The following is a 16,650-nucleotide window of genomic DNA, read 5'->3' on the forward strand; positions in this document are numbered from 1 at the left end:
TTACACAATCAGATCGTTCGCGGGTCCGGAGCGACGTTTCAGACGCCCCAGACTTTCCACATCGGCCGGGTTGCCTTCAGTGCGGTCTCCACTTGTGCATATAAAGTGCGCGTCGAGCCCTGTGCGGCCCCATGTGCACGGGCCTTCTCGAAATACCCGAGCGCGGTTTCACGCTGGTCCAGGCCAAGCGCCGACTGCACGACGCGCAAGTACACCTCGGCATCCCAGTCGTCCCGCACCGCGAAGGCGGCGACAAAGTCGGCCAGCGCGGCATCGTGGCGCCGCGCTGCGTTGTGGACCAGCCCGCGCTGCACGCGCGGGCCAGCCTGGTCCAGCGGATCGCCCTCGGTCAGCGCCACGGCCTGCTCGAACAGCGGCAGCGCGCGCTCAGGCTCGCCCACGTCGCGCCAGACCTGGCCGAAGCGGTTGTACAGCCAGGCGTCCTCCACCAGCAGCGCGCGGCGCTGCTGGGCCTCGATCTCGGCCAGGGCATCGGTGCGGTCGTGCTCGTCCATGCCGGCCACCTGCGCCTGCAGCAGCGCGGCAAAGTGCGCGCGCGCATGCGCCATCGGGTGCGCGGCCTCGCTGCGGGCTTCCACCGGCAGCGCGTCCAGTCGGGCATCCATATGCATCATCGCGGCACGCGCGGCCTCGGTCGGCTCGGCGCCGCCCATGGCCTTCCAGGCCGCGATCATGCGGCTGAAGGCCCAGGTCACGTCGGCCGGGTTGCGCTCCAGCGGGTAGCGGTTGAGCACCTCGCCGGCCAGCTCGGCCACCTTCTGGTGCTGGCCCCCGTCGGCGTGGCAGTCGAGCAGGTCGATCCAGTGGTCGATGAACTCGCTGGCGGCCATGCCCTGCTGGTGCAGCGCGATGCGCTCGTCCACGTGCGCGGCGTCGGCCGGCAGGCTGCGCGACAGCAGCCGGCACAGCAGCGAATAGACGTGCGGGTCGGCGTTGCCGCCGTGCCCCGCGGCATCGCCCTGGCCGGTGGCGAAGTACTGGTCGAAGCGCGCCACGCCGGCACGGCCGGCCTGCACCAGCACCGGCCGCAACGCGGCCTCGGCGGCCGGCACCTCGTCGATGAACTCGCCCAGCGCCATGGCGGCGCGGTAGTAGCCGGCACCGTCGTCGGACTGGTCAGTCAGCGTGAAGCGCAGCCACGGCTCGCGATCGGCCGGCTGGGTGCTGTCGGCGCGCTGCGCCAGCTGGTGGCGCCAGGCCAGTTCGCGTACCTGGCTCTGCGGGTCGGGCACCTGGCGCAGGTAGACCTCCAGGTCGTCCAGTGCCCCCTGGACGTCGCCCACGCCGTGGCGCAACGGTGCGCGCAGGCGGCGCGCCTCGGGGTGGTCAGGATGCTCGGCCAGCACATGGGCGGCCTGGTCGGCGGCTACGGTGTCACCGGCTGCGGGATCGAGCGCCAGCAGATGCGGGTTGTCCAGCGCCACGCGGCCCAGGCAGACGCGCATCATCGGCTCCACCGGCACGCCGGCGGCCTCGGCCCGGGCGATGTAGTCCGTCACCAGCGGTGCGATGTCGTCGGCGCCCAGGTCGGGATTGCGGACCATCAGGTCATGCCAGTAACGCGCCGCGGCGGCCATGTCGCCCATGCGCAGGGCGGCCAGGCCGGCATGGAAATGCGCGGCCCATTCGCCCGTCAGCAGGCCGCTGCGTTGCGCGGCCTCATGCAGCCACGGGCGCGCCTCGGCATCGCGGCCCAGGCTCATCAGCATGGCGCCGTAGCGGTGCGCGATCACCCCGCGCGAGGCCCAGCGGTGCGGCGGCTGCAGCGGCTGCGTGTCAAGCCGCGCCAGCGCCTCGTCCAGCACCGCCAGCGCGGCGTTGGCATCACCATTGTCAAAGTGCAGCCGCGCCCGCAGCGTGACGAAATCAACCACCTCGGGGCGGGCCTGCGACAGCTGGCCGGCAATCTGCAGGGCTTCGGTGAAGCGCCCCTGGTTGGCTAGCCCGATGGCGTGGTCGTAGCTGGCTTCCTGCTCGGACACGTACTGCTCCTATGGATTGAAAAAATGTGCGAGTGCGGGATTATGCGCCAATGGGGGAGATAAGGATTTGTTTGGCTCCGCCAAGCACAACAACCAACCGCATAGCGCCGAGCCCCAAAGGAAAAACGCCACCCAAAAGGCGGCGTTCTCCCATAACCAGCAACAGCAAGCAACTTACTTCCCGCCAACCGTCTCCAGCACCGTCCACTTGCCGCCAACCACCTTATAGACAGTGATACCACCATCCTTCAGGTCGCCACGCGCGTCATACGCCAGCGTCTTGGTGGTCACGCCCTGCATATTGGTAGCAGCCAGCACCGGCAGGTAACGCACCGGATCGGTCGACCCGGCCTTGACCATGGCGGACATCATCGCGGTGGCGCCGTCATAGGCGTACGGCGAGTAGGTCTGCACCTTCGAGCCGAAGCGCTTCTCGTATTTCTTCTCGTAGTTGGCGCCGCCGGGCATCTGGTCCAGCGGCAGGCCGGCCAGCGACACCACCGTGCCTTCCGCAGCCGGGCCGGCGAGCTTCAGGAAGTTGTCGGTCTTGGACATTTCGCCCGACACCAGCGGGGCCTTCATGCCCAGCTCCTTGACCTGCTTGGCCATCGGCGCGGACTGGGTCTCGGCGCCGCCGTAGAAGATGATGTCCGGGTTGCTGCGCTTGATGTTGGTCAGCACGGCCTTGAAGTCCACCGCCTTGTCGTTGGTGAACTCGCGGCGCACGACCTTGCCGCCGGCGGCCTTGGCGGCCTTCTCGAACTCGTCGGCCAGGCCCTGGCCGTAGGCGGTGCGGTCATCGACGATGGCGATGTTCTTCGCGCCCAGCTTCTTCACCACGAAGGCGCCGATCACCGAACCCTGCTGGGTGTCGGAGGTCATCATGCGGAAGGTGGTCTTGAAGCCTTGCTTGGTGTATTCCGGCGCGGTCGCCATGGCGATCTGCGGAATGCCGGCGCGGTTGTAGACCATCGACGCCGGGATGGTGGTGCCCGAGTTGAAATGGCCAAGCATGCCCTGGATGCCGTTATCCACCAGCTTCTGCGCCACCACCGAACCGGTCTTCGGGTCAGCCTGGTCGTCTTCGGAGACCAGCACGAACTTGACTTCCTTGCCGCCGATCTTGGGCTTGGTGGCGTTCATGTCCTCGATTGCGAGGACGATGCCGTTCTGCATGTCCTTGCCGTACTGCGCCTGGCCACCGGTCATCGGGCCGGCAAAGCCCAGCTTGATTTCCTGCGCCTGCGCGAACGCGGCGGAGGCGGCGGTCAGGCCGGCCAGGGTCAGGGCAACGGTCATTGCCGTCTTGTGGAATGTCGAGTTCATCAGATCTCCTTGGGTCCCAAATGGTGCCGATGTGGTGCCGTTGCCGGCAGTTATATTGGCGCGGCCTGGCAGTGCCGCGCCTTGCTTCCTGTGCGCAACGGTGCGGGATCGCCGCCACCGCTGCGCGCTTCGACATGACGACGTCCGAGGGTTGCCTCAGCCGATCGTCATCAAACTGGCATTGCCGCCCGCGGCCGCGGTGTTGACCGAGAGTGAGCGCTCGATCAGCAAACGGTCGAGCGCGATATTCGGTTCACCTTGCGCCAGGCCCTGCACGCCGATGATCGGGCCGGGGCGCACAGCCACCTGTTCGCACACTGTGCGCAGCTGGTCGGAGTCGCCGTGGTGCAGCACCGCATCGATAGCGTGGTCCGCCGCGGTCCAGTCGGCCACCATGCGGACGCGCGATTGTACGCCCTTAGGCAGGCGCGCAAACAGCTCCCGGCTGACAGGGTTTTCCGGCCATACGGCGTCGGCGCCGACGGTCAGCACGGCGCCCAGCTGCAGGGCCAGGTCGGCCTCCTGCGCGGCCAGGCACAGCACGCGCCCACGAGGCAGCAGGGTGTAGGTGTTGCGCTCGCCGGTGGGGCCGGGCAGCGTCACGTTCAGGCCCGAGGGCGATGCCTCGGCCAGGCGCTCGCACGCGGCGGCCGCCGCCGGCAGCTCGGCCCTGGCCCAGGCCTGGAAGGCCGCCGCGGCCTCGTCGCGCAGCGCGGCTGCCTCGGCGCCGCCGGCCGCGTCCGACGCGCGCAGGCTGCGTACCACCGCATCCTGCGGGCAGACCGACAGCAGGCGGTGCAGGTACAGCGGGCCGCCCGCCTTCGGGCCGGTGCCCGACAGCCCTTCGCCGCCGAAGGGCTGCACGCCCACCACGGCGCCGACGATATTGCGGTTGACATACAGGTTGCCCACATGGGCACGGCTGACGATGTACGAGATGGTCTCGTCGATGCGGGTATGGATGCCCAGCGTCAGGCCGTAGCCGGTGGCGTTGATCTGGCTGACCATGGTGTCCAGCGCCGCGCGCGGGAAGCGCACCACGTGCAGCACCGGGCCGAACACCTCGCGCTTGAGTTCTTCGATGCTGTCCAGTTCGATCAGCGTCGGCGGCACGAAGGTGCCGTTGCGGCAGCTGGCACCCTGCGCGGCGTTGGGGTCGGCCTGGTGGACACGGCGGCCCTTGGCGCGCATGGCGTCGACATGGCGCACGATATTGCCGCGCGCTTCTTCGTCGATCACCGGGCCGACGTCGGTCGACAGCCGGTCCGGGTTGGCCATGTTCAGTTCCTGCATGGCGCCCTTGAGCATTTCCAGCACGCGGTCGGCGACGTCTTCCTGCAGGCACAGCACGCGCAGCGCCGAGCAGCGCTGGCCGGCCGAATCGAAAGCAGAGCTGAGGACATCGCCCACCACCTGCTCAGCCAGCGCCGACGAGTCGACGATCATCGCGTTCTGCCCGCCGGTCTCTGCGATCAGCGGGATCGGGCGGCCGGCGGCGTCCAGGCGGCCGGCGACATTGCGTTGCAGGATGCGCGCGACTTCGGTCGAGCCGGTGAACATCACACCCTTGACGCGGGCATCGCCCACCAGCGCGGCGCCCACCGTCTCGCCGCGGCCCGGCAGCAGCTGCACCGCGCCGGCCGGAACGCCGGCTTCGCGCAGCAGGCGCACGGCGGCGGCAGCGATCAGCGGGGTCTGCTCGGCGGGCTTGGCCAGCACCGGGTTGCCGGCGGCCAGCGCCGCGGCCACCTGGCCGGTGAAGATCGCCAGCGGGAAGTTCCACGGGCTGATGCAGACCACCGGGCCCAGCGGGCGGTGGGTCTCGTTGTCGAAGCTGCGGCGCACCTCGGCGGCGTAGTAGCGCAGGAAGTCCACGGCTTCGCGCACTTCGGCGATGGCGTTGGAGAAGGTCTTGCCGGCCTCGCGCATGATGATGCCCATCAGCGACTGCATCTGGGCTTCCATCAGGTCGGCGGCGCGTTCCAGCGCGGCCGCGCGCACGTCCGGCGGCGTCGCCTGCCAGATCGGCGCGGCATTGATGGCGGCCTGCAGCGCGGCGTCGACCTCGGCCTGGCCGGCCTCGGTGACATGGCCCACCACGTCGCGGTGGTCGGCCGGGTTCAGCACCGGCGCGGTCATGGCGTCGGCAGCGCGCGGCACCTCGGCGCCCAGCAGCGGCTCGGCTACGGCGCGTTCGCTGGTGCCGGCGAGCAGCGCCGACGACAGCGAGGCCAGCCGGTGTTCATTCGCGAGATCGATGCCGGCCGAGTTGGGACGGCTCTTGCCATACAGCGTGCGTGGCGACGGGATGCGCGGGTGCGGCAGGCCCAGCACGCCTTCATCGCGGTGCATGGCCTCAACCACGGCGACCGGGTCGGCCACCAGCTCGTCCAGCGAGATGGTGTCGTCGGCGATGCGGTTCACGAACGAGGTATTGGCGCCGTTCTCCAGCAGGCGGCGCACCAGGTAGGCCAGCAGCGTTTCATGCGTGCCGACCGGCGCGTAGATGCGGCACGGGCGGTTGAACTTGCCGTCCGCAGTGGCGCCAACCACCTGGTCGTACAGCGGCTCGCCCATGCCGTGCAGGCACTGGAACTCATACTGGCCGGGATAGTAGCTGTGGCCGGCGATCTGGTAGATGGCCGACAGCGTATGCGCATTGTGCGTGGCGAACTGCGGGTAGATCGCGTCCGGCACCGACAGCAGCTTGCGCGCGCAGGCGATGTACGACACGTCGGTGTAGACCTTGCGCGTGTAGACCGGGTAGCCTTCCAGGCCGTCGACCTGGGCGCGCTTGATCTCGCTGTCCCAGTACGCGCCCTTGACCAGGCGGATCATCAGGCGGTGGCGGCTGCGGCGGGCCAGGTCGATCAGGTAGTCGATCACGAACGGGCAGCGCTTCTGGTAGCCCTGCACCACGAAGCCGATGCCGTTCCAGCCAGCCAGCTCGGGCTCGAAGCACAGGCGTTCCAGCAGATCCAGCGAGATCTCCAGGCGGTCGGCTTCCTCGGCGTCGATATTGATGCCAATGTCGTACTGGCGTGCCAGCAGCGTCAGCGACTTCAGGCGCTCATACAGCTCGCCCACCACGCGCTCATGCTGCGCGCGGCTGTAGCGCGGGTGCAGCGCCGACAGCTTGATCGAGATGCCCGGGCCTTCATAGATGCCGCGCCCGCGCGAGGCCTGGCCGATGGCGTGGATGGCCTGCTCGTAAGAGGCCAGGTAGCGCTGCGCGTCGGCCTCGGTCATGGCGGCCTCGCCCAGCATGTCGTAGGAGTAGCGGAAGCCTTCGGCCTCGTACTTGCGCGCGTTGGCCAACGCCTCGGAGATGGTTTCGCCGGTGACGAACTGCTCGCCCATCAGGCGCATGGCCATGTCCACGCCCTTGCGGATCAGCGGCTCGCCGCCCTTGCCGATGATGCGCGTGAGCGCCTTGGTGAGGCCCGATTCGGTGTGGGTGGCGACCAGCTTGCCGGTCAGCAGCAGGCCCCAGGTGGCGGCGTTGACGAACAGCGACGGGCTCTGGCCCAGGTGCGACTGCCAGTTGGCGCCGCTGATCTTGTCGCGGATCAGTGCATCGCGGGTGGCCTTGTCGGGAATGCGCAGCAGCGCCTCGGCCAGGCACATCAGCGCCACGCCTTCCTGCGACGACAGCGAGAACTCCTGGATCAGGCCCTGCACCAAGCCTTCGCGGCCGGTGCCGACCTTCTGCTCGCGCAGCCGCGTGGCCAGGGTCTTGGCCATCTTGATGGCAGCCTCGCCTTGCTGCAGCGGCAGGCGCGCCTGCTCCAGCAGCACCGGCACGCAATCGGTTTCCGGGCGCCGATAGGCAGAGGTAATGGCGGCACGCAGCACTGATTGCGGCTGGATGCTTTGGGCGAACTCCAGGAATGGCTGCGGCGCATCGCCATGGACCAGCTCGGCGCCGTCGGCGCCATCCGCGTCGGCGCTACCGGCGGCGCCGGTCTCGTGCGGCAGGTGGCCGCGCTCGATCTGCTCGAGGTAGGTGAAGATGGCCTGCTTGATCAGCCAGTGCGGCGTGCGGTCAATGGATTGGGCAGCGCGCTTGAGGCGGTCGCGCGAGGCGTCGTCGAGCTTGACGCCGAGAGTGGTAGTGGCCATGCGGGCAATTCTCCGAAAGACTGGAGCCGCCGCCGGTGCTACCTCGTCCATGCCGGCAGGCACGGGCGCGCGACCGGCCGCAGCCTGTGAGCTGGCGCGATCTTACTCCCGAAAATCACCAAGGTGCAACCTAGTGCAACCCTATCGAAAACCCTAATGCCAGGGTTGCACCTTTTGCCGCCACGCCAGCCGGCTCAGATCCGCAACGGATCGATCTCAAGCTGCCAGCGCACCCCTTTTGCCTCCGTCCCCACATCTGCGAAAGTCTGTACCCACTCAGCCACGAAGCGTTGCAGGACCGGCCGCGAGGTGGCCTCCACCAGCATCTGCGCACGCTCCCGGTTGAAGATGCGCACCATCGACATCGGCACCGGGTCGTGCAGTTGCACCTCGGCTGCCAGTTCGCAGGTTTCGGCGTGCCGGCGCGCCACTTCCAGGAACTGCAGCGCCCGTTCCAGCTGGCCATGTTCGGCGGTTACCAGCACCTGGTAGCAGAACGGGGGCAACCCGGCCTGGCGTCGCTCGCGCAACTGGCTGGCCGCGAATCCATCATAGTCGTGGCGCGTCAGCGCCTGCAATGCCGGGGTGTCCGGGTAGCGTGTCTGGATTAGCACCTCGCCCGGCAGGCCGGCCCGCCCTGCCCGCCCGGCCACCTGCATCAGCGAGGCGAACAGGTGCTCGGCGGCGCGGAAGTCGTGGCTGAACATGGCCGCGTCCGGATGGACGATGCCGACCAGGGTCACGCGCTGGAAGTCGTGCCCCTTGGCCACCATCTGCGTGCCCACCAGGATGTCGACATCGCCGGCGTGGACCTCGTCGAACATGGCCTGCGCGCTGCCCTTGCGGCGCGTGGAATCTGCGTCGATGCGGGCGATGCGGGCCTGCGGGAAGCGCGCCGCCAATGCCTCTTCGATACGCTGCGTGCCGCGCCCCAGCGGCGCGATGTCGACATTGCCGCAGTCCGGGCAGTGGTGCGGCACCGGCGCCTCCAGGCCACAGTGGTGGCAGCGCAGGCGCCGCTCGGGGCGGTGCAGCACCAGGTACGCCGAGCAGCGCGGGCAGCCCGACAGCCAGCCGCAGCTGTCGCAGGCAATCACGGGCGCGTACCCGCGGCGGTTCAGGAACAGCAGGCTCTGCTCGCCGCGCGCCAGGCGCGCGTCGATGGCGTCCAGCAGCGGCACCGACAACCCTTCGAACAGCGCGCGCTGGCGCTGGCGCTCGTGGTTCAGGTCGACCAGGCGCACCGTTGGCAGGGTCGCTTCGGCCTGGGCGCGCTCGCGTAGCAACAGCTTGCGGTATGTGCCCTGCCCGGCCCGCCACCAGGTCTCCATCGACGGCGTGGCCGAACCCAGCACCACGGCAATGCCGCGCTGCTTGGCGCGCCACACCGCCAGGTCGCGCGCGGAGTAGCGCAGCCCTTCCTGCTGCTTGTAGGAAGTGTCGTGTTCCTCGTCGACCACGATCAGCGCCAGCGCCGGCAGCGACGCCATCACGGCCATGCGCGTGCCCAGCACGATGCGGGCCTCGCCGCGGTGCGCGGCCAGCCACTGCAGGCTGCGCTCCTGGTCGGCCAGGCCGCTGTGCAGCACCGCCAGCGGCAGGTGTGGGAAGCGCGCGGCGATGCGGGCCTGCAACTGCGGGGTCAGGTTGATTTCAGGCACCAGCATCAGCACCTGGGCCTGGGGGTCGCGTTCGAGCACAGCCTGCATCGCATGCAGGTAGACCTCCGTCTTGCCGCTGCCGGTCACCCCGTGCAGCAGGAACGGCGCAAAGCCTTCGGCCTCGGCAATGGCCTGCACCGCGGCGCGCTGCTCGTCGTGCAGCGGCGGCGCGGCCGATGGCGGCTGCGCGGGGTCGGTCAGCAGCAGGGTGCGCGCGGTGCGGCTGGCCCTGACCCAGCCGGCGGCCTGCCATTCGGCCAGCCGCGCCGGTGCCGCCGCGCACAACAAGCGGGCGTCGGCCAGCGTCAGCGGCTCGGTCGCGGGGGCGCGCTCGGCCAGCGCCTGCGCCAGGGCGCGCACGCTGCGTGCGCGTGGCGGCACGGCAGCCAGCAGGGCCTCCGCATGCTCGTGCAACAGGCGGTATTCGTCGGTGCGGGCACGCTGGGCCAGGCCTGGCCAACTCTCGGCCTCACGCAAGGCCGGCGGCAAGGCCGGCAGCATCACTTCGCCCAGGCGGCGCTGGTAGTAGCGCGCGGCAAAGGCGGCCAGCTCGATCCAGTCGGGCTGCAGCGGCGGCATCCAGTCCAGGCGCTGCGCCACCGGGCGCAGCCGCTCGGCGGGCACATCGGAGTTGTCGGCGTACGCCACCGCCACACCGACCATGCTGCGGCGGCCGAACGGCACCACCACCAGGTCACCCGGGGCGACCTCAGGCGTGGCGAGATAGTCGAAACTGTCGTCGGCGGGGGTGTCCAGCGCGACCCGGATGACTGGCCGGGCGGCGGCGGACGGCATCACGGCGCCTACCGCCGTGCTGTCCTCAAACAATGGGAGCGCGCCGCTAGCTGGCGCCATGCGGCCCTTCCTGGTGCATCGCCTTTGCGCAACCTTTGTGCAACGGGAGGCGGGCGTACTGAGGGTGGAAATCTAGTGTGCGGCGCAACATCAACTTAAAGTAAAACTTCAAATGTGGCCCTAAGTCGATGATAGATGACTGGTTTTCCACTATTTCCATCGCCCCTGTGGATAACTTTGTTGAAAAGTCGCACTGGCTGGCCGGAAAGCCCCGAGTAACAAGGGATCCACCGGCATCGGACCTTCCTTTGCAAATCTTCCAAATCCTTAAAAATCAAGGGCTTGCAAACCTCCCCCAGATAGGTTAGGGAATAACCCTGTCCCGCACTGCGGCAAACCTATCGGTGTGCATAAGTCAAGTGCCGCCAGTCAAGCCCGAGCACCTTTTTGGCGAATGCTGGCGAAAAAGTTAACTTGACAGGGTCCAGCGGCGCGGCTCCCGCAGCACTGGGTACGCTCGCGCGCCGGTGCGCTGCAGCGCAGGGCGCTGCAGCAGCAGGCAGGGCGGCCGCATACTGTCACCATCACTTCTGCACAGCGCGCAGCTGGCGGCTGTGGCGATGCACTTCGTCCACCAGCACCGAAACGTTCTCAGGCGGCGTGAACTGCGAAATGCCGTGGCCCAGGTTGAACACGTGGCCATCACTGCCCCCGGCCGCGGCATAGCTGTCCAGCACGCCGCGCACCTGCTCGCGAATCGCGGCCTCGGGGGCGAACAGCACAGTCGGGTCGATATTGCCCTGGAGCGCCACGCGCCCGCCGGTGCGCCGGCGCGCTTCGGCCAGGTTGACGGTCCAGTCCAGCCCGATCGCGTCGGCGCCGGTGTCAGCCAGCGCCTCGAGCCACAGGCCGCCGCCCTTGGTAAAGACGATCGCGGGCACCTGCTGGCCATCGTGCTCGCGCTTCAGGCCGGCCAGCACGCGGCGCATATAGGACAGCGAGAACGCCTGGTACATGCCGTCGGCGAGCGCCCCGCCCCAGGTGTCGAAAATCATCACGGCCTGCGCGCCGGCTTCGATCTGGGCATTCAGGTACGCCGTCACCGCCTGGGCGTTGATCTCGAGAATGCGGTGCATCAGGTCCGGGCGGCCATACATCATCGCCTTGACCGTGCGGAAGTCGTCCGAGCCGCCGCCTTCGACCATGTAGCACGCCAGCGTCCAGGGGCTGCCGGAAAAGCCGATCAGCGGCACGCGCTGGCGGCCATCCTGGACCAGTGCGCGGCGGATCTCGCTCACGGCGTCAAACACATATTGCAGCGACGCCATGTCCGGCACGGCGAGGTTCTGCACGTCGGCTTCGGTGCGCAGCGGATGCGCAAAGCGCGGGCCCTCGCCCTGCGCGAACGACAGGCCCAGGCCCATCGCGTCGGGCACGGTCAGGATGTCGGAAAAGAGAATGGCCGCGTCCAGCGGATAGCGGTCCAGCGGCTGCAGTGTCACCTCCGTGGCGTAGGCCGGATTCTTGGCCAGCCCGAGGAAGCTGCCAGCGCGGGCGCGCGTGGCGTTGTACTCGGGCAGGTAGCGGCCCGCCTGGCGCATCAGCCACAGCGGCGTGTATTCGGTCGGCTGGCGGCGCAGCGCGCGCAGGAAGGTATCGTTCTGCAGTGCGGTCATGGTCATCCTCGTAAGACCGCCATTCTAAGGGATCGCTGCGAGTGGATGCCGCTCAGACGTCGTCGATCATTCCGGCGAAGGCCGATGCGGCACGCCGCATCCATTCGCGCGCGCGTTCGGCATCGGGCTGCAGCCGCGCGAAGCCGTGGGTCATGCCGCTGGCCTCGATGGTAATCACCGGGGCGTCGTGGCGCACCAGGAAGTCGGCATAGGCCAGGCCGTCGTCGCGCAGCACATCGTGCGCGGCCACCATCAGCACGGTGGCGGGCGGGCGCACCGGCGGCGCGGCCATCAGGTGCACGCGGGGGTCGGGGTGGGCGGCGCCCTGCGCCAGGGCTTCGGCGCCGATGAAGTGGGTCCAGAACCAGGCCATCTCGTCACGCGTCAGGCCAGGACCATCGGCAAAGGCGCGGTAGCTTTCGGTGCTGAGCACCGGCGCCGTCACCGGATAGATCAGCAGCTGCGCATCGACCCGCACCGCGCTGCCGCCGTTGAGCTGCTGCGCTGCCTGCGCCGCCAGGTGGGCGCCGGCGCTGTCGCCCGCCACGGCCAGGATGTCGGTCGCCAGCCCGAGTGCCAGGCGTTGCCCGGCGAACCACACCACGGCCTCGGCGGCATCGTCGCAGGGTGCCGGAAACGCGTGTTCGGGGGCCAGGCGGTAGTCGACGCTGGCCACCGCGCAGCCCGTGTCGGCCGCCAGCAAGGCGGCAACCGTATGGTGCGTCTGCGGCGAGCCAATCACCCAGCCGCCACCGTGGAAGTAGACCACCAGCCGCGGGGCTGCCTCGCCGGCGGGGCGGAACAGCCTGGCGCCCAGCGTGCGGCCGGCGAGCGCAAGCTCCAGGTCCTGCACCGAGATGCCGGCCGGATCCGGCAACAGCGACGCGGCCGCGATCTCGGCAAAGCGGGTCCGCTGTGCGGGAATGTCGGCCGGCGTGGGCGCATTGGCGTAGCGCTCCGCCAGGCGGCGGTAATAGGCAAGCAGTTGCGGATCGATGGCCATGGTTGGCGGCTGATGGGAAAGCGGAAAGTAGAAGCGGCGCCGGGCGGGAATCAGTCCAGCCCGAGCTGGTGCGTCAGCTCGACCTTGCTGCAGCAATCCTGCACCGCCAGCAGGCCGGCATCCGATGCGCGGCGCACGGCCTGGTCGTTGACGATGCCCAGCTGCAGCCAGACACCTTGTGCGCCAATGGCGATGGCCTCATCGACCACGCCGGGCGTTTCCCCGGCACGGCGGAAGATGTCGACCCACGCGATGGGGCTGCCTGCTGCCGCGGCAGCGTCGGCGGCTTCGCGCAGCGTGGCGTGGCAGGTCTCGCCCAGAATGCGTTCGCCGGCATGGCGCGGATTGACCGGCACGATCCGGAAGCCGTGGTCCTGCAGGAACTCCGCAACCTCATGGCTGGGACGCTCCGCACGGTCGGACAGACCGACCACGGCAACGGTCTTCATCGCCAGCATGGCTTGTATGGCTTGCTGCATCTCAGGGCGCATCGCGTCTCCGGTGGATAAGGGCGGGCCCGCGGACATGCAAGAACGCAACGCGAAAGCCACAGGCGTTCCGAATCGTAACCGGAATTGTCACGCAGGGATTGGTGGGGGAGCGAACACGGAAATCGCGTCATCAAAGATAAGGCAACGGCACGTTTCTGCGGCTAACGTGATGCGAACGCGTGCAGATATGCCGAACACGCCAGATCCCGACGCCTCAGGCTTTCAACTTCTTGCAAAACGATACATTTTGTTACTGCGATGCCGGGGAGTTTCCCCCACAATGCATTGACACACCCGCTGTCCGGCGTGTGGCGCCCCAGTGAATAACGCTGTGCAGACTTAAAGGGGCGTGGTGAAGAAAGCCTTTTTGAAACGTTTCTGGCAGTAACCCGATTGTCCGATCCGGCAGATCGCCGCTGGACCGGAGTACCAGGCAGACCTTTGCAGCGCGTGGCCTTTGCGGCCTCTGGTCGGATATTGGATATCCGTTGCGCCTTGATTGTCGGCCTGGACCGAACCCGTTCCTTCGAATTGACCCCTCGAAGGGATTTTCCCGTCCGCGCGGAGCCTCCCCGGCCCGCGCGCTTTTTTTTGTCCAGGCAGGACAAAAGCATATCGCCACGCCCAAAAAAAGGCAGCCATGTGGCTGCCTTTTTTCATTGTCGCGCCAGAAAAACAACAGCGCGACACCCCACTAATTGCTTACTTCTTACGACGCAGGCGGGCGATGGCAGCCAGTTGGGCAGCCGCCACGGCGAGCTCGCTCTGAGCGCGTGCCAGATCCAGATCGCTGCTCTGGTTCTGCATCAGCTCTTCGGCAGCACGCTTGGCTTCCTGCGCCTTGGCTTCGTCCAGGTCGCCACCGCGGATAGCGGTGTCGGCCAGCACGGTGACGTGCTTGGGCTGGACTTCGAGAATACCGCCGGCAACGAACACGAACTCTTCGCTGCCGTCTTCTTTCTCGATCCGCACCGCACCCGGCTGGATGCGCGTGATCAGCGGCGTGTGGCCCGGCAGAATGCCCAGCTCACCCGACTCGCCCGGCAGCGCCACGAACTTCGCCTGGCCGGAGAAGATCGACGCTTCCGCGCTGACGACGTCTACAAGAATGGTTGCCATGTGAAATCCTTTGTCCAATCGCTTCGCTTCAGACGGCCGGACGCGCGACGCGGCCGGCCGTCACCCCCACCGCGAGGCGGGAGTGACAAAGCCAGGCTTACTGGAGCTTCTTGGCCTTTTCGAAGGCTTCGTCGATCGAGCCGACCATGTAGAACGCCTGCTCGGGCAGGTGATCGCACTCGCCCTCGACCAGCATCTTGAAGCCGCGGATGGTTTCCTTCAGCGGCACGTACTTGCCCGGCGAACCCGTGAACACTTCTGCCACGTGGAACGGCTGCGACAGGAAACGCTGGATCTTACGAGCGCGGTTCACTGCCAGCTTGTCTTCCGGCGACAGCTCGTCCATGCCCAGAATTGCGATGATGTCGCGCAGTTCCTTGTAGCGCTGCAGGGTCTGCTGAACGCCTCGCGCCACGTCGTAGTGCTCCTGGCCAACGACTTGCGGGTCCATCTGACGCGAGGTCGAGTCGAGCGGGTCCACGGCAGGGTAGATACCGAGAGCGGCGATGTCACGCGACAGCACCAGGGTCGAGTCCAGGTGCAGGAAGGTGGTGGCCGGCGACGGGTCGGTCAGGTCATCCGCGGGTACGTACACGGCCTGGATCGAGGTGATCGAGCCAGTCTTGGTCGAAGTGATGCGCTCCTGCAGCTTGCCCATTTCTTCAGCAAGCGTCGGCTGGTAGCCGACCGCGGAAGGCATACGGCCCAGCAGTGCCGACACTTCGGTACCAGCCAGCGTGTAGCGGTAGATGTTGTCGACGAAGAACAGGATGTCGCGGCCCTCGTCGCGGAACTTCTCGGCCATGGTCAGGCCGGAAAGTGCCACGCGCAGACGGTTGCCCGGCGGCTCGTTCATCTGGCCGAATACCATGGCCACCTTGTCGAGCACGTTCGAGTCCTTCATTTCGTGGTAGAAGTCGTTCCCTTCACGGGTACGCTCGCCCACGCCGGCGAACACCGACAGACCGCTGTGCTGCTTGGCGATGTTGTTGATGAGCTCCATCATGTTGACGGTCTTGCCCACGCCGGCGCCACCGAACAGGCCCACCTTGCCGCCCTTGGCGAACGGGCAAATCAGGTCAATCACCTTGATGCCGGTTTCGAGCAGGTCAGTGGAAGGCGACAGTTCGTCGAACTTCGGTGCCTTCTGGTGAATCGCGCGCCTCTCGTCGGAAGCGATCGGGCCAGCTTCGTCGATGGGGCGGCCCAGGACGTCCATGATGCGGCCCAACGTGCCTTGACCCACCGGCACCGAGATCGGCGCGCCGGTGCTCTTCACCGCCATGCCGCGGCGCAGGCCGTCCGACGAACCGAGGGCAATGGTACGCACCACGCCGTCGCCCAGCTGTTGCTGTACTTCGAAGGTCAGACCCTTCTCGGCGAACGAGGCGTCGTTGCTGTCTTCCAGCACGAGCGCGTCATACACCTTCGGCATTGCGTCGCGGGGGAACTCGATGTCCACCACGGCGCCAATACACTGCACAATATTTCCGATACTCATTTCGTATCTCCGATAGCTTGAATTCTTGACGCCTTAGACCGCAGCTGCACCGCTGACGATTTCCGACAGTTCCTTCGTAATCGCGGCCTGACGGGTCTTGTTGTAGACCAGTTGCAGTTCGCCGATCACGTTCTTGGCATTGTCAGACGCAGCCTTCATGGCCACCATGCGCGCCGATTGCTCGGACGCCATGTTCTCGGCCACGGCCTGGAACACCAGCGCCTCGACGTAGCGGACGAGCAGCTCTTCCACTACAGTCTGAGCGTCGGGCTCGTAGATGTAATCCCACGAGTAGGCGCGCTTTTCATCTTCGGTCTGGACCAGCTTGTCGGCGGCGAGCGGCAGCAGCTGCTCAACCATCGGTTCCTGCTTCATCGTATTGATGAACTTGGTGTACGCCAGGTACACCGCATCGACTTCGCCATTGGTGAAAGCGTCGAGCTGGACCTTGATCGCGCCGATCAGCTTTTCCAGATGCGGGGTGTCACCGAGGTGCACCACGTGCGAAACCACCTTGGCGCCGATCCGGCCCAGGAACTGCATGCCCTTGGTGCCGATGGCAGTGGCTTGCACTTCGACGCCGCGGCCTTGCAGGGACTTCAGTTCATGGGTAACCGAGCGCAACACGTTCGTGTTCATGCCGCCGCACAGCCCCTTGTCGGTCGAGACCACGATCATGCCGACGCGCTTGACGTCGCGTTCCTGCATGAACGGGTGCTTGAACTCGGGGTTGGCCGTAGCCAGGTGCGCCGCAATGTTGCGCACCTTCTCGGCATAGGGACGGGCATTGCGCATCCGCTCCTGCGCCTTGCGCATCTTGGACGCGGCGACCATCTCCATCGCCTTGGTGATCTTGCGCGTGTTCTGCACGCTCTTGATCTTGGTTCGAATTTCTTTCGTTCCGGCCATATCTTCCTCTCCATCCGAACCAGCGCCGCGCCGGCGTGAGCCGG

General features: G+C 67.3%; 11 protein-coding genes. All 11 read right to left on the reverse strand.

What is annotated here, in order from left to right; all coding sequences use genetic code 11:
* Positions 1-38: 38 nt before the first annotated feature.
* The 11 genes from A3A5_RS0123615 to atpG all read right to left on the reverse strand — a co-directional run bounded on the left by A3A5_RS0123615 (position 39) and on the right by atpG (position 16,606).
* The gene (locus A3A5_RS0123615; protein WP_018312963.1) at positions 39-2,003 is read right to left on the reverse strand and encodes a tetratricopeptide repeat protein; all 1,965 of its coding nucleotides are present in this window, start codon (positions 2,001-2,003) and stop codon (positions 39-41) included.
* 174 nt (positions 2,004-2,177) lie between these two features.
* A complete protein-coding gene (locus A3A5_RS0123620) occupies positions 2,178-3,329 on the reverse strand; it encodes a branched-chain amino acid ABC transporter substrate-binding protein (RefSeq protein WP_018312964.1) in 1,152 nt (383 codons plus the stop codon).
* Between the two features lie 156 nt (positions 3,330-3,485).
* On the reverse strand, positions 3,486-7,451 hold the full coding sequence (gene putA / locus A3A5_RS0123625) for a trifunctional transcriptional regulator/proline dehydrogenase/L-glutamate gamma-semialdehyde dehydrogenase (protein ID WP_018312965.1): 3,966 nt from the start codon (positions 7,449-7,451) through the stop codon (positions 3,486-3,488).
* 194 nt (positions 7,452-7,645) lie between these two features.
* Positions 7,646-9,967, reverse strand: a complete 2,322-nt coding sequence (locus tag A3A5_RS0123630; RefSeq protein ID WP_026201046.1) for a primosomal protein N' — start codon at positions 9,965-9,967, stop codon at positions 7,646-7,648.
* Positions 9,968-10,491: 524 nt separating this feature from the next.
* Positions 10,492-11,583, reverse strand: a complete 1,092-nt coding sequence (hemE, locus tag A3A5_RS0123635) for a uroporphyrinogen decarboxylase (RefSeq protein WP_026201047.1) — start codon at positions 11,581-11,583, stop codon at positions 10,492-10,494.
* A 52-nt stretch (positions 11,584-11,635) separates the two neighbouring features.
* Positions 11,636-12,586, reverse strand: a complete 951-nt coding sequence (locus tag A3A5_RS0123640) for an alpha/beta hydrolase (RefSeq protein ID WP_018312968.1) — start codon at positions 12,584-12,586, stop codon at positions 11,636-11,638.
* 50 nt (positions 12,587-12,636) lie between these two features.
* On the reverse strand, positions 12,637-13,077 hold the full coding sequence (locus tag A3A5_RS0123645; RefSeq protein ID WP_018312969.1) for a CoA-binding protein: 441 nt from the start codon (positions 13,075-13,077) through the stop codon (positions 12,637-12,639).
* A 339-nt stretch (positions 13,078-13,416) separates the two neighbouring features.
* Entirely contained in the window at positions 13,417-13,737 is a 321-nt protein-coding gene (locus A3A5_RS43570) for a hypothetical protein (protein ID WP_157637289.1), read from the reverse strand.
* 42 nt (positions 13,738-13,779) lie between these two features.
* Positions 13,780-14,196 carry a F0F1 ATP synthase subunit epsilon gene (locus A3A5_RS0123650; protein WP_010811262.1) on the reverse strand — a complete coding sequence of 139 codons (417 nt, stop codon included), beginning with the start codon at positions 14,194-14,196 and terminating at the stop codon, positions 13,780-13,782.
* 97 nt (positions 14,197-14,293) lie between these two features.
* Entirely contained in the window at positions 14,294-15,697 is a 1,404-nt protein-coding gene (atpD, locus tag A3A5_RS0123655) for a F0F1 ATP synthase subunit beta (RefSeq protein WP_018312970.1), read from the reverse strand.
* Between the two features lie 33 nt (positions 15,698-15,730).
* The gene (gene atpG, locus A3A5_RS0123660; protein WP_018312971.1) at positions 15,731-16,606 is read right to left on the reverse strand and encodes a F0F1 ATP synthase subunit gamma; all 876 of its coding nucleotides are present in this window, start codon (positions 16,604-16,606) and stop codon (positions 15,731-15,733) included.
* Between the last annotated feature and the right edge of the window lie 44 nt (positions 16,607-16,650).

Source organism: Cupriavidus sp. UYPR2.512, assembly GCF_000379565.1.
In the GTDB taxonomy this organism is placed as follows: domain Bacteria; phylum Pseudomonadota; class Gammaproteobacteria; order Burkholderiales; family Burkholderiaceae; genus Cupriavidus.

Coding starts and splice junctions, on each gene's coding strand:
- A3A5_RS0123620 (WP_018312964.1), bottom strand. CDS start 3,329: ATGAACTCGACATTCCACAAGACGGCAATGACCGTTGCCCTGACCCTG.
- putA (WP_018312965.1), bottom strand. CDS start 7,451: ATGGCCACTACCACTCTCGGCGTCAAGCTCGACGACGCCTCGCGCGAC.
- A3A5_RS0123630 (WP_026201046.1), bottom strand. CDS start 9,967: ATGGCGCCAGCTAGCGGCGCGCTCCCATTGTTTGAGGACAGCACGGCG.
- hemE (WP_026201047.1), bottom strand. CDS start 11,583: ATGACCGCACTGCAGAACGATACCTTCCTGCGCGCGCTGCGCCGCCAG.
- A3A5_RS0123640 (WP_018312968.1), bottom strand. CDS start 12,586: ATGGCCATCGATCCGCAACTGCTTGCCTATTACCGCCGCCTGGCGGAG.
- A3A5_RS0123645 (WP_018312969.1), bottom strand. CDS start 13,077: ATGCGCCCTGAGATGCAGCAAGCCATACAAGCCATGCTGGCGATGAAG.
- A3A5_RS43570 (WP_157637289.1), bottom strand. CDS start 13,737: ATGAAAAAAGGCAGCCACATGGCTGCCTTTTTTTGGGCGTGGCGATAT.
- A3A5_RS0123650 (WP_010811262.1), bottom strand. CDS start 14,196: ATGGCAACCATTCTTGTAGACGTCGTCAGCGCGGAAGCGTCGATCTTC.
- atpD (WP_018312970.1), bottom strand. CDS start 15,697: ATGAGTATCGGAAATATTGTGCAGTGTATTGGCGCCGTGGTGGACATC.
- atpG (WP_018312971.1), bottom strand. CDS start 16,606: ATGGCCGGAACGAAAGAAATTCGAACCAAGATCAAGAGCGTGCAGAAC.